General features: G+C 73.5%; 10 protein-coding genes. 4 read left to right on the plus strand and 6 right to left on the minus strand.

Annotation, left to right across the window (positions count from 1 at the left end; genetic code table 11):
* Positions 1 to 37 precede the first annotated feature (37 nt).
* From FXF65_RS39010 to FXF65_RS44940, 3 genes are all read right to left on the minus strand, one after another.
* Positions 38 to 868 carry a sulfurtransferase gene (locus FXF65_RS39010; protein ID WP_246199391.1) on the minus strand — a complete coding sequence of 277 codons (831 nt, stop codon included), beginning with the start codon at positions 866 to 868 and terminating at the stop codon, positions 38 to 40.
* A gap of 71 nt (positions 869 to 939) precedes the next feature.
* Positions 940 to 2,070 (minus strand): alkaline phosphatase family protein, encoded by a 1,131-nt coding sequence (locus FXF65_RS39015; RefSeq protein ID WP_222868978.1) that lies wholly within the window; start codon positions 2,068 to 2,070, stop codon positions 940 to 942.
* Positions 2,067 to 2,648, minus strand: a complete 582-nt coding sequence (locus tag FXF65_RS44940) for a DUF5998 family protein (RefSeq protein WP_222868979.1) — start codon at positions 2,646 to 2,648, stop codon at positions 2,067 to 2,069. The genes FXF65_RS39015 and FXF65_RS44940 overlap by 4 nt, the downstream gene beginning before the upstream one ends.
* Before the next feature lie 36 nt (positions 2,649 to 2,684).
* On the opposite strand from FXF65_RS44940, the gene FXF65_RS39020 reads away from it, so the two are divergent.
* Positions 2,685 to 3,053 (plus strand): hypothetical protein, encoded by a 369-nt coding sequence (locus FXF65_RS39020; protein ID WP_187412765.1) that lies wholly within the window; start codon positions 2,685 to 2,687, stop codon positions 3,051 to 3,053.
* Between the two features lie 127 nt (positions 3,054 to 3,180).
* Here the strand turns inward: FXF65_RS39020 and FXF65_RS39025 are convergent, their stop codons facing one another.
* Positions 3,181 to 5,628 (minus strand): bifunctional acetate--CoA ligase family protein/GNAT family N-acetyltransferase, encoded by a 2,448-nt coding sequence (locus FXF65_RS39025; RefSeq protein ID WP_148355433.1) that lies wholly within the window; start codon positions 5,626 to 5,628, stop codon positions 3,181 to 3,183.
* A 167-nt stretch (positions 5,629 to 5,795) separates the two neighbouring features.
* On the opposite strand from FXF65_RS39025, the gene FXF65_RS39030 reads away from it, so the two are divergent.
* A complete protein-coding gene (locus FXF65_RS39030) occupies positions 5,796 to 6,719 on the plus strand; it encodes a carbohydrate kinase family protein (protein ID WP_148355435.1) in 924 nt (307 codons plus the stop codon).
* Between the two features lie 56 nt (positions 6,720 to 6,775).
* Here FXF65_RS39030 and FXF65_RS39035 read toward each other — a convergent pair whose 3' ends face one another.
* Both FXF65_RS39035 and FXF65_RS39040 read right to left on the minus strand, forming a co-directional pair.
* Positions 6,776 to 7,801, minus strand: coding sequence for a LysR family transcriptional regulator (locus tag FXF65_RS39035; protein WP_222868980.1), 1,026 nt, complete (start codon positions 7,799 to 7,801; stop codon positions 6,776 to 6,778).
* Between the two features lie 447 nt (positions 7,802 to 8,248).
* A complete protein-coding gene (locus FXF65_RS39040; RefSeq protein WP_148355436.1) occupies positions 8,249 to 10,342 on the minus strand; it encodes a RecQ family ATP-dependent DNA helicase in 2,094 nt (697 codons plus the stop codon).
* Positions 10,343 to 10,848: 506 nt separating this feature from the next.
* Between FXF65_RS39040 and FXF65_RS39045 the strand changes: the two genes are divergently transcribed.
* Together FXF65_RS39045 and FXF65_RS39050 are read left to right on the plus strand one after the other, a co-directional pair.
* Positions 10,849 to 12,177: a threonine/serine exporter family protein gene (locus tag FXF65_RS39045; RefSeq protein WP_148355438.1), complete on the plus strand. Its 1,329-nt coding sequence runs from the start codon at positions 10,849 to 10,851 to the stop codon at positions 12,175 to 12,177.
* Positions 12,178 to 12,230: 53 nt separating this feature from the next.
* Positions 12,231 to 12,557 carry a hypothetical protein gene (locus tag FXF65_RS39050; protein WP_148355440.1) on the plus strand — a complete coding sequence of 109 codons (327 nt, stop codon included), beginning with the start codon at positions 12,231 to 12,233 and terminating at the stop codon, positions 12,555 to 12,557.
* Positions 12,558 to 12,559: the final 2 nt, after the last annotated feature.

Genomic DNA, 12,559 nt, shown 5'->3' on the forward strand with positions numbered 1-12,559 from the left:
CCGCAGGCAGCGGGCGACCGGTCGGCGCGGGGGCGAGTCAGCAGTCGCCGGTGGCTATCGGGTTGGACGGGTCGGTCACCCAGTTCGACCAGGAGCCCACGTAGAGGGCGGCCGGGATGCCCGCGAGGTTCAGGGCGAGGATCTCGTGCGCGGCCGTCACGCCGGAGCCGCAGTAGGCGCCGACGTCGAGCGCGTCCGTGGCCCCGAGCTGGGCGAACCGCTCGCGCAGCAGTTCGGGGGGCAGGAACCGGCCGTCCACGCCGACGTTGCCGGACGTGGGCGCGTTCCGGGCGCCAGGGATGTGCCCGGCGACCGGGTCGACGGGCTCCAGCTCACCGCGGTACCGCTCGGCGGCGCGGGCGTCGAGCAGCACCCCGGCCGTCGCCAGCTCCGCGGCGCCCTCCGCGTCCAGGACGGGCAGCCGTCCCGGGCTCGCGACGAAGTCGCCCGGCTTGACCTCCGGCTCCGTCGTGCTCACCGGGTGGCCCGCCTCCGTCCAGGCGCGGTAGCCGCCGTCCAGGACCCGGACGCGGTCGTGCCCGAAATACCGCAGCGACCACCACACCCGCGCCGCCGACGTGGAGTCGGCGTCGTCGTAGACCACGACGAGGCTGTCGCCCGACACCCCGGCGCGGCGCATGACGGACTCGAAGGCGACCGGGTGGGGCAGCGGATGGCGGCCGCCCGGCCCCGGCGGCCCGGCGACGTCCTGGTCCAGGTCGACGAACACGGCGCCGGGCAGGTGCCCCTTGCGATACGACTCGATCCCCGGGGGTCCGCCCAAGTGCCACCGGACGTCCAGCAGGACGACGGGCGTCTGCCGCCGGAGCAGCCGGTCGAGCGCGGGCGCTTCGATGAGAGGGTGCACACCGTCAGTTTGACCGGCGTCGCCCGGATTAGGGAGGGGCGATTCCTGGTTCATCTCAAGTCCCCCGAGTGTCAGTGCCTGGACGTGGTCAGCAGCGGGACGAGCTGCTCCGCCGCCACGAGGGAGCCGTGCATGCCGACCATCCGGTCCAGCCACGGCTCCCGCTCCGACGCGACGATCGCGAGGTCGGCGTGCGGGACGGCGATCACGTCCCCGACGCGGTCGAGCATGCCGGGGCCGAGCGGGCCGAACCAGCCGTCCGCGACCGCCCGCTCGCGCGGCACGACCCACGCCCGGTCGCCGAGCCGGGCCGTCCAGGCGGCGAGGACGTCGTCGTGCGCCCCCGGCTCGCTGTAGACGTAGCGGGCGCGGGCGTCGCCGCCGAGGAGGGCGACGCCGTCCCGCAGCTCGGGGACGGCGTCGACGTCGACCCGCTCCACCGGGTCGACCATGCCGTGGTCGGCGGTCACGTGCAGGGCCGAGCCGGGCGGCAGGACGTCCGCGATCCGCTCGGCGAGCATGTCCACGAAGCGGAGCTGGTGCCGCCAGTCGGCGGACCCGGCGCCGAACCGGTGCCCGGTCGCGTCGAGGTCGGCGTGGTACACGGTGACGAACGAGCGGTCGCCCTCGCGCAGCGCCAGCTCCGTCCGGCCGACGAGCTGGCCGAGGCCGTTCGCGGCGCGGTAGCGGGCCCCGCGGACGGTGGCGCGGCTGAGGCCGGTCCCCCGGTACTGGCCGAGCGCGACGTAGGACACGGCGACGCCGTCCGCCGCCGCCCGCCCGTACACGGTCGGGACGGGCTGGAACCGGGCCGGGTCGACGGAGTCGTCCTGCCAGCGCAGGCAGTTGAGGAGGCGGCCGGTCCCCGGGATCGCCACCTGGACGCCGAGCAGGCCGTGCGCGCCGGGCGGCGCGCCCGTCGCCAGCGACCCGAGGCTGCTGACCGTCGTCGCCGGGAAGCCGGACGTGATCGGGCCGCCGTCCATCGCGGTCAGGAACGGGGCCTCGGCCGGGTGGGCGCGGAGCTGCTCCCAGCCCAGCCCGTCGACGATCAGCACGCAGACGCGCGGCACCGGGGCGAGGCCCAGCACGTTCGACGCGTCCGGGACGCCCAGCGCCGCCAGCACCGACGGCGGCAGGTCGGCGAGCGCGCCCGACCCGTAGCGCGGGACGGGCGGCGGCCCCGCCGTCCCGGCGGTCACCGGGCGGTCGCGGCGGACAGCTCCTCCGCGAACGCCAGCACCTGCGTCACGGCGTCGCGGCCGTCCGCGGCCTCGCTCACCCGCAGGGACAGGTCGTCCGCCGTCACGCTGCCCGTGTAGCCGTGGTCGGCCTCGCAGTTCTCGTCGCCGCAGGTCGCGGGCTCGAGGTCGATGTGCGCGATGGCGCCCCAGCCGATCGTCAGGACCACCTCGGTCGGCGGGACCCCCGGCACGTACGACGCCGGGTCCGGGACGACCCTGGTCACCGCGACCGACTGGACGCGCTCCAGCTTCACGGCCTCGGTGGTGGTGGACGCGTGCGGCTGCGCCATGCCCTCGCCGGGCGGGTGCTCGTCGGTGTGGCACACCAGCAGCCGGCTCGCGGACAGCACGAGCACGGTCACGTGCCGCCGCACCTCCATCGCGGGGTCGAACGTCGCCTCGTGGTGGACGACGTAGGCCACGACGGGCTCCTCCCCGACGGCCGACTCGACCGCGTCCGCGACCAGGTCCGGGTAGTAGCCGCTGCGCTCGATCGCCGTGCGCAGGCCGCCGGCGGTCGCTCGGGTTTCCCTCATGGGCCCATCCTGCCCTGTCCGGGGCCGGACGCGCACATGACCGCCGGACGCGCGGTCAGCCGCGCCCGCGCGGGGTACGGGGCGGGCATGGACGAGAAGCCGCTGCCCAAGCCGCCGCCGGTGCCGCCGCCCGGCCCCGACCCGGCGCCCGCGCCGGAACCGCTGGTCCCGCCGGTGGAGCCGCCGCCCGGACCGCCCGGACCGTCCCCGCAGCCGCCCGGGCCCGTCCCGCCGGGGCCGTCGCCCGAACCGGTCCCGCCGGGCCCGCCGCCGGAGCCGACGCCGCCCGGACCGGCGCCCGAGCCGACCCCGCCCACGCCCGACCCGGACCCGGTCCCGCCGGGCCCGGAACCCGACCCGGTACCCCCGACCCCGTCCCCGGGCCCACCTGGCCCACCCGCCTGACCCCGTACGCCCCGACCAAGAGGCCGTCAGCACCGCTGGGCGCCGCGCGACCGCCGACACGGCGCCGCGCGGCGTCGGCGCTGTGCGGCGAGGAAGGCGAGGCCGCCGGGTCAGGGAGAGAAGGCCGTCAGGACAGACGCCGCGGGCCCAGTTCGGGACGCGGACCGGGCGGCCGCTCCAGCCTGAGCGTCACGCCGCGCACCGTGGCGCCGGACGCGTCCGCCAGCACGGGGTTCAGCTCCAGCCGCGCCACCTCCGGCAGGTCGTAGCCGAGGCGGGACGCGCGCAGCAGCAACTCCTCCAGGGCGGCGAGGTTGACCGGCTCCGCGCCGCGGTGGCCGAGCAGAAGCGGCGCCGTCCGGATGGCGCGGACCATCTCCGCCGCCTCCGCGTCGGCGAGCGGCGACAGCCGGTGGGCCCGGTCGTCCAGGAGCGCGGCGGTCTCGTCCGCGATGCCGAAGGAGATCACCGCGCCGAACGAATGGTCCTCCCGGACGACGATGCGGGTGGGGACGCCGTGGCCGTCCCCCTCGTCCTCGACGTCGATGCCGTAGCAGGACAGCAGCTCGGCGGCTTGCTCCGGCGCGACGTCCGTCGCGCCGTCGCCGCCGAGCCAGGACGCGACCAGCTCCCGCGCCCGGTCGCGGTCGATCCCGTCGAACACCGGCATGCGCCCCGGCGGGCGCCGCCGCCACCGCGCGTACCCGATCACGTACGCCAGCGCCCGGACGGCGTCCTCCGGCGAGGGGTAGGACGGCACCGAGCCCTCCGCCGCCGTCCCGTCCCGGCCGGGGACGCGCAGGTCGGCGGGCATCCCCTCGGTGCCGAGGTAGGTCGCCACGATCGGCTTGCGGCCCTGCGCCGCCAGCCGCAGGATCTTCTCCGGGACGCGCACGTCGTAGCCGCCGATCGTCGGGGGCGCGAACAGCGCGACCACCGCGTCGACGGTGTCGTCGTCCAGCGCCCCGGCGAGCGCGGCCTCGTAGTCGTCGGCGTCGGCGCGCGGGCCGAGGTCGATGCGGGGCCGGACGTCCAGGCCGAGCGCGACGGCCTCGTCCTGCGCGAGCAGCCCCAGCGAGTTGGAGTTGTCGATGATCGCGACGCGGTCGCCCGCCGGGAGCGGCTGGTAGGCGAGCACCTGCGCGACGTCGAACAGCTCGGAGATGTCCTCGACGCGGATCACGCCGGCCTGCTCGAACAGCGCGCTGACCGCGTGGTCGGGCAGCGTCAGCGCCCGCGCCGCGTGCCCGATCGGGACGCCCTGCGTGCTGCGCCCGCTCTTCACCGCCACGATCGGCTTGCGGCGGCCGAGCCTGCGCGCCAGCCGCGCGAACTTGCGCGGGTTGCCCAGCGACTCCAGATAGAGGAGGACGGCCTTGGTCGCCGGGTCCTCCTCCCAGTACTGCATGAGGTCGTTGCCCGAGACGTCCGCCCGGTTCCCCGCGGAGACGAATGTGGACAGGCCGAGGCCGCGCTCGGCCGTCCGCTGCAGGATCGCGATGCCGAGCGCGCCGGACTGGGAGAAGAAGCCGACCGGGCCGCGTCCCGGCATCGTCGGAGCCAGGGTCGCGTTCAGCCTGACGTCCGGGTCGGTGTTGGCGATGCCCAGGCAGTTGGGCCCGACCACACGCATCCCGTAGGCGCGGGCGAGCCGCACCAACTCCTCTTGCCGGGCGCGTCCTTCGTCCCCGATCTCCCCGAAGCCGGACGACACGACCACCAGGCCGCGCACGCCCTTGCTCGCGCACTGCTCCACGACCTCGTGGACGGCGTCCGCCCGGACGGCGACCACGGCGAGGTCGACATCGTCCGGCACCTCCAGGACGGACGGGTACGCGCGCACCCCCGCGACCGCCACCGCCGTCGGATGCACCGGGTAGACGGGCCCGCTGAAGTCCCCGGACAGCAGGTTGCGCAGCACCGTCTGCCCGACGCTGTGCTCGGCCCGGCTCGCCCCGATCACCGCGACCGACCCGGGGAACAGCAGCCGCTGGATCGACCGCGACTCGGCCCGGTGCTCCCGCGCCGCCATCACCTCGAGCGATGTCTCGGTCGGCTCCAGGTCGAGGACGAGCTCGATCACGCCCTCCTCGAAACGCTGCTCCGCCCGGTACCCCGCCTCCCGGAACACCCTGGTCATCCGCCGGTTGTCGGGCAGGACGCTCGCCACGAACCGGCGCACCCCGCGCTCCCGCGCCGCCGCCGCGATGTGCTCCAGCAGGACGGGGCCGAGCCCGCGGCCCTGGTGCGCGTCCTCCACGAGGAACGCGACCTCCGCCGTCTCCTGCCGGTCGCCGAGCCGGTCGTACCGGACGACCGCCACCATCTCCTCGCCGATCGTGGCGATCAGCGCGACCCGCCGGTCGTGGTCGACGCCGGTGAAGTGTTCGATGTCACGGTCGGACAGATGCGGGCGCGGCGAGAAGAACCGGTAGTAGATCGACTCCGGTGACAGGCGCGCGTAGAAATCGCGCAGAATCGCGCCGTCGGCGCTCCGGATGGGGCGCAGATGGGCCGTTCCGCCGTCGCTCAGGACGACGTCGGCCTCCCACTGATCCGGGTAACGCTCGGTCACGTACCCGAGGGTAAGGCACAGGCGACCCCTGGCCCGCGATCGAAAAAATGGGCTTCCTCGGTTTCGCTGCGCGTTCGAGACCTAATCAGGGCTCGATAGCTGTTACGGTCGAGCACACGCCCAGAATTGCCGCTCGCGCGGGCCGTGTTGATCGAGGTGATGACTCCATGACGCGCGTGGTCGTGGTCGGCGATCTTATGACAGACACCGTGGCGCGTGCCGCGTTCCCTCTCGCCAAGGGTAGCGACACGCCGGCCGCGGTGACGATCCACGGGGGCGGCTCGGGCGCCAACGTGGCCGCCTGGCTCGCCGTGGAGGGGACCGAGGCCGCCTTCGTCGGACGCCGCGGCTCCGACATCGCGGGCCGGAACCGGGACATGGAACTGATGGGGTACGGCGTCGACGCCCGCCTCGTCATGGACCAGGAGCGTCCCACCGGGACCTGCGTGATCATGGTCACCCACAAGGGCGACCGCACGATGCTCTCCGACCCCGGCGCCAACGGCGCCCTCCTCCCCGAGGACATCGAGCGCTGCAAGGACCTGTTCTCGCAGGGCACGCACCTGCACCTGTCCGGGTACGCGCTGATCAACGAGGGGTCGCGCAAGGCGGCCATCCACACCCTCGACCTCGCCCGCAAGGCGCAGATGTCGGTGTCGGTGGACGGCGGCTCGTCCTCCCCGCTCAAGCGGATGGGCGCCGAGCCCTTCCTCGAATGGACGCAGGGCGCCCGCCTCCTCGTGGTCAACGCCAAGGAGGCCGAGATCCTCACCGGCCGCGACTCGCCGGAGCAGGCCGCGAAGGTCCTCACCGCCTGGTACCCGCAGGTCGTGATCAAGAGCGGCCCCGACGGCGCACTCTGGTACACCAACGGCCGCCCCGAGCCCGTCACCGTCGCCGCCGAACCCGTCGAGAAGATCATCGACGGCACCGGCGCGGGCGACGCCTTCGTCGCGGGCTTCCTGCCGCCCTGGCTGGACGGCAAACAGCCCGCCGACGCGCTCACCGCCGGGTGCCGCCTGGCCGCCCGAGCCATGCAGCACCTGGGCGCCCGCCCGACGCTGGACGTGGTGGACAACCAGATCAAGTAAGGGTGTTCGCCCAGGGGGGCGACCCCCTGGAACCCCCGTTGCTCACGAGGGGCGTGTTACGCGACGGGGGTGTAGGTGCGGACGTCCTCCTTCACCGCTGCCCACAGGCGGTTCAGGGGGTGGCCCGCGTCGTAGCGTTCGAGGTCGGCGCGGCGGACGAACGCGCCGGTCATCAGTTCGGCCTTGGGCTCCAGGTCGTCGTCCAGGGCGATGGCGCGGAGCGGGACGGTGCCGGGCTCGTCCTGCGCCGCCATGCCCCGGCCGATCGAGCCGGTCACGATCATGCAGCCGCGGACGAAGCCGGAGCGCAGCAGCGACAGCCCGTAGTGCACGTCGTCGATGTCGGCGACCACGTTCAGCCGCTCGCGGAAGTTGGACCCGTACCAGGTGATGAGCAGGTCGGCGACGAGCCCGGCGGGCGGAACGACCAGCGGCACCCCACCGAGCCTGCTCGTCTCGACCGGCGTGTCCGGCAGCTCGTTCTCCAGCAGGTTGGTCAGCAGCCACGCCTGGCCCCGCGCGTACTCGACGACCTCGTACTCCGTCAGCCGCAGGTCGCCCTCGGGGGTGCTGACGATGCTGCCGCAGATCAGATCGACCTGCCGGGTCTCCAGCCGCGACCACAGCTCCTTCGTCCGGACGTGGGCGACCTTGAACTCGACCTCGCGCTGCCGGAACTCCTCCGACACCCGGTTCCAGGCCCGCGACACGATCGGCAGCGTGAACTCCGTGGTGCCCACGGTGAGCATCCGGCCGAGCCTGCGCCTGCTCCAGTGAATGGACTCCAGCCATTTCTCGAACGTCAAGCGCGCCAGTTCGACCGTGTCTTCACCGGTCGGTGTGAACAGGAAGTCCTTGCCGCGCCCCTGCCGGACGGTGAGCACCTCGCCACACAAGGTCTGGCTGTTGCGGTTCAGGGTGTCGAGCTGCTTCTGGACGCTCGACTGCTCCCGTCCGAGCGCACGGGCCGCCCGCAGCGCGGACCCGGACTCGTGCACCGCCAGAAGGGTCCGAAGCTGATCGAACGTCATATCGAGCAGCCCGGACGGGCAGTCGAGGAGCGCGTCAAGGGTCGGTGACACGGGGTCGGACATTACTACCTGTTCCGTCGTCCCACTGAAATGGCCGAAGGGTCATCTCGCCGGGAAATGATGACATTTCCCGCTGAACTTATCTCAAGATGTTCTCCTAAACAACTGGACAGGCTTTTCTAACCTCTAGAACACTTTCGTCTTGGGCCGCTCCTCGCCGCCGTCGACCGTCCCACCCACCGACGGCGGCGCTCCCGGGCGAGCCCCGGCGGTGCCGGCCGCCGGGGCCGCCGTCCGGGGACCCGACTCCCGCTCGCCGCGGCTCTTCTCCGCCGCGGCGCCGGGACCGGACGCCGACCCGTGCGCGGGGCCGCGCGCACGGGTCGGCCACCCCACCCGCGTAACAGGGGCACGCGGGCACCGAGGTGGCGAGCGGGCCCCCTCCGGGGAGGCCCGCCCCGCCCGCCTCCCACCACTTGGTTGGCGGCTGCGTCGGGGTCAGGTCGGAGTGGACAGGGTCAGGGGGAGGACGGATCGGGCTCCGGCTTCCTTCAGGAGGCGGGTTGCCACCGCGATCGTCCAGCCGGTTTCGACGCGGTCGTCGATCAGGAGGAGGGGGCCGGGGGCGTCGGAGACGATGGCGGCCAGGTCGGGTGGAACGGTCAGCGAGTGCCAGACCGAGCGGAGACGCTGTGCGCTGTTGTGGCGGCGTGGGGCCGGATCGCCGACCGGGGTGAGTTCGCCCAGGTAGGGCAGGCGGCCGACCTCGGCGATGCGGTGGCCGAACGTGGAGACCAGGCGCGGGCGCGAGCGGGAACCGATGGTGACGACGCCGGTCGGGCGGGCGGGCCAGTCCCACGCGGCGAGGACCTGGACGACGGCGTTGAGCATGTCGGCGGGAAGGTCGGTGTCGTCACCGGCGAACAGGGCGCGCAGCCGGTTGCCCCAGCCGATGTCGGTGAGGCGTCCGAGGGCGCGGCCCACCTCGGCCTGGAGGGCGGGGTCGATGCGGCCCGCGACGCCGAGATCGTCCTTGACGCCGGTGGGCCACATGCGGCGGGGCGTGATGTCGACGCCCGGACGGTGCAGCCGCTCGCGGGCCTCGGACGCGCCCTGCCCGGTGACGTCGGCGGACCAGTGGCGTTCCGTGCAGTTGTCGCAGCGGCCGCAGGGCGCGGCGGCGGGGTCGTCGAGTTGGCGGCGCAGGTACTCCTCGCGGCACGCGGTGGTGGAGATGTAGTCGAGCATCGCCTGCTGTTCGCGCCGCCGCTCGGCGGTGACGCGCTCGTAGCGTTCGCGGTCGTAGGACCAGGGGACGCCGGTCGACGTCCAGCCGCCCTTGACGCGGCGGGCCGCCCCGTCGACGTCGAGCACCTTGAGCATCATTTCGAGCCGCGTCCGGCTGAGATCGACCTGGGGTTCGAGGGCACCGGTGGAGAGCGGGCGGCCCGCGTCCTCCAGGACGTCGAGGGTGTGACGGACGACGGGCTCCGGCGGGAAGGCGAGGCTGGCGAAGTAGGCCCAGATGTCGCGGTCCTCCCTACCGGGCAGGAGGATGACCTCAGCGCGGTCGACGCCGCGGCCCGCGCGCCCGATCTGCTGGTAGTAGGCGACCGGGGACTGCGGCGCGCCGACGTGGACGATGAAGCCGAGGTCGGGCTTGTCGAAGCCCATGCCGAGCGCGCTCGTGGCGACGAGGGCCTTGAGCTTGTTGTCGAGCAGATCCTGCTCGGCCTGGAGGCGTTCGGCCTGTTCGGTCTGCCCGGTGTAGGCGGCGACCGCGTGGCCGCGGTCGCGCAGGTAGCCGCTGATCTCGTGGGCGGCGGCGACGGTGAGGGTGTAGACGATGCCCGATCCAGGGAGGTCGTGGAGGTGTTCGTCCAGCCACGCGATGCGCTGCTCGGCGGTGGGCGGCGTGACGACGGCGAGGTGCAGGGACTCCCGTTCGAGCGGGCCGCGCAGGACGAGCGCGTCGTCACCCGCGAGCTGCTCGGCGACGTCCTGGGTGACGCGGGCGTTGGCGGTCGCGGTGGTGGCGAGCACCGGGATGCCGGGCGGCAGCTCCGCCAGGAGGGTGCGGAGCCGCCGGTAGTCGGGACGGAAGTCGTGCCCCCAGTCGGAGATGCAGTGCGCCTCGTCCACCACGACCAGGCCCGCGCCGGCGGCCAGCTTCGGCAGGACGAGGTCGCGGAACTCGGGGTTGTTGAGCCGCTCGGGGCTCACCAGCAGGACGTCGACGGCCCCCGCCTCGACCTCGGCGAACACCGCCTCCCAGTCGCCCGTGTTGGACGAGTTGATCGTCCGGGCGTGGATGCCCGCGCGCCCGGCGGCGTCGATCTGGTTGCGCATCAGCGCCAGCAGCGGCGAGACGATCACCGTCGGACCGGCGCCGCGCTCGCGCAGCAGCCGGGTCGCCACGAAGTAGACGGCGGACTTGCCCCACCCGGTGCGCTGCACGACGAGCGCCCGCCGCCGTTCGACGACGAGGGCGCGGATCGCCGTCCACTGGTCGTCGCGGAGCCGCGCGTGGTCGCCCGCCAGCGCGCGCAGGCACCGTTCGGCCTGCTCCCGGAGTCCGTCGGAATCAGTCATGCGTCCTTGGTACCAGCGCCGCCGAAGCCCCCGCACCAGAACCACGTTCTGTGGATTACGCGGTCCAGCGTTGTCGATCATGTCCGCGTGCCGAGATGTTCGTGCACGTCATGCGTCGCGCCACCCGGCAAGGCCCGGCGTGGCCAGATATCTCTGCACTCAACAAAAATGTCGCTCTATGTAACTGAACATACGCGCTAGGTTCGGAGTGGGTCGGATCCCGCAACCTCACCAGTGAGACGAGAGCAACAAGCCCGGCGGACGTGAGAACGCTTAGCACCCAGGTCAGCGGGCATCCCGCACGTGAGCGGGGCGACACCCGATCACTCGGACGCCGCCCCGCGGAGGCCGTCGTTTCTCTGTGGAGAGCCCGCCCGGCGAGGGCCGCCGAGTCGCGGCGAAAGGGTCGCGGGTAGCCTGCCAACAAGATCGATCACGGGTGCGGAAGGAACGCGGGCGGCGTAATGAGCGCGGCTGAACGCTTGCGGCGGACGTGGCGGGTCCTCATGGACCACTCACCCCCGGAGCCCCCCGAAGAGGAACCCAGTGAGATCGTCGACCCACGCGCGGTCGACCTCGTCCTGCGCGTCGGCGAACTCCTGTTGGCCAGCGGCGAGACCACCGAACGGGTGAACGAGGCCATGCTCGGCCTCGCGGTCGCCTACGAACTGCCTCGGTGCGAAGTACAGGTCACGTTGACGAGCCTCCTGGTGTCCGCCCATCCGGGGAAGGGCGCACCGCCCATGACGGGGACGCGGGCCATCCGCCGCCGCGTCCCGGCGTTCTGGCGGCTCACCGCGCTGCACCAACTCGTCCAGGACGCGTCCATCGGCATGCTCGAACTGGACGAGGCACACCGGCGGCTCGCCGAGATCAAGCGGGCCCGTCCTCCATACCCGGCTTGGCTGCTGGTCGTGTCGCTGGGCCTAATCGCCGCTTCGGGCAGTGTCCTGTCCGGCGGTGGACCGCTCGTGGCGACCACCGCGTTCATCGCCACCCTCCTCGGCGACCGCACCGCGGCCGCCCTGGCGCGCCGCGGCATCGCGGAGTTCTTCCAGTTGACCGTGGCCGCGGCCATCGGCGCGGGGGCCGCGGCGGTGGTCGTCGCCATGGGCAACCCGGGGCAGGCCGCCACCATCGTCACCGGTTCGATCCTCGCGCTGCTTCCGGGACGGCCGCTCGTGGCCAGCATCCAGGACGGCATCACCGGGGACCTCGTCAGCGCGGGCGCGCGCGTGCTCGAGGTGTTCTTCATGATCGCGGCGATCGTCGCCGGGCTGGGCGCGGTCGTGTACCTGGCGGTCAACCTGGGCGTGGAGATCGACGTCCGGCACCTGCCGACACCGGCGGCGGAGCTGCGGCCGGTCGCGGTCATCGCGGCGGCGGGGATCTCGCTGACGTTCGCGGTGTCCCTCGCCGTGCCGCGGGACGTGCTGATGGCGGCGGCACTTGGCGGGGCCCTCATCTGGGTGCTGTACGTGATAGCACGCGGGTGGCACGTTCCACCCGTCCTGGCGGCGGGCGTGGCCGCCACCGTGGTCGGCGTCCTCGCGAACTGGCAGGCGCGCAGGAGCGGACAACCCGTCATGCCCTACGTGGTGCCGTCCATCGGCCCGCTCCTGCCCGGGACGGCCCTCTACCGGGGCATGGTCGAGCTCAACTCGGGCTCCCCCGAGGCCGGTGTGCTGAGCCTCATCGGGGCCGTGTCGGTGGCCCTCGCGCTGGCCGCGGGCGTCAACCTCGGCGGCGAGCTCGTGCGCGCGTTCCAGCACGTCGGGCTGAGCGCGTCCGGGCGCTGGGCCCGTCCCGCCGCCCGCCGGACCCGCGGGTTCTAGCGCCGCGACCGGCGCGAACGGGTTCTGTCGGTGGCGGGCGCTACGTTCGCCGCATGTACCGACAGGGAGACATCCTGATCTTGCCCGTGCCGACGGAGGCGGTTCCGGTGGGCGTCCGCGACATGCCGCCCGCGCCGCGCGACGGGCGGGGCCGCATGGTCCTCGCGCTAGGCGAGGCCACCGGGCACGCGCACGCGCTGACCGCGCCCGGGACGCTGCTGCGCTCGCCCGACCCGCTCGCTCCCGACCACCTGCACCTGCCGTCCGGCGGGCGGCTCGTCCACGAGGAGCACGCGGCGATCACCCTGCCGAGGGGCTGGTACCGGGTGGTCCGCCAGCGCGAGTACGTGCCCGGCGCCGTCCGCGTCGTGGCCGACTAGGA

Source organism: Actinomadura syzygii (assembly GCF_008085905.1).
Taxonomy (GTDB): domain Bacteria; phylum Actinomycetota; class Actinomycetes; order Streptosporangiales; family Streptosporangiaceae; genus Spirillospora; species Spirillospora syzygii.

Coding starts and splice junctions, on each gene's coding strand:
- FXF65_RS44940 (WP_222868979.1), bottom strand. CDS start 2,648: ATGAGGGAAACCCGAGCGACCGCCGGCGGCCTGCGCACGGCGATCGAG.
- FXF65_RS39020 (WP_187412765.1), top strand. CDS start 2,685: ATGACCGCCGGACGCGCGGTCAGCCGCGCCCGCGCGGGGTACGGGGCG.
- FXF65_RS39030 (WP_148355435.1), top strand. CDS start 5,796: ATGACGCGCGTGGTCGTGGTCGGCGATCTTATGACAGACACCGTGGCG.
- FXF65_RS39040 (WP_148355436.1), bottom strand. CDS start 10,342: ATGACTGATTCCGACGGACTCCGGGAGCAGGCCGAACGGTGCCTGCGC.
- FXF65_RS39045 (WP_148355438.1), top strand. CDS start 10,849: ATGGACCACTCACCCCCGGAGCCCCCCGAAGAGGAACCCAGTGAGATC.
- FXF65_RS39050 (WP_148355440.1), top strand. CDS start 12,231: ATGTACCGACAGGGAGACATCCTGATCTTGCCCGTGCCGACGGAGGCG.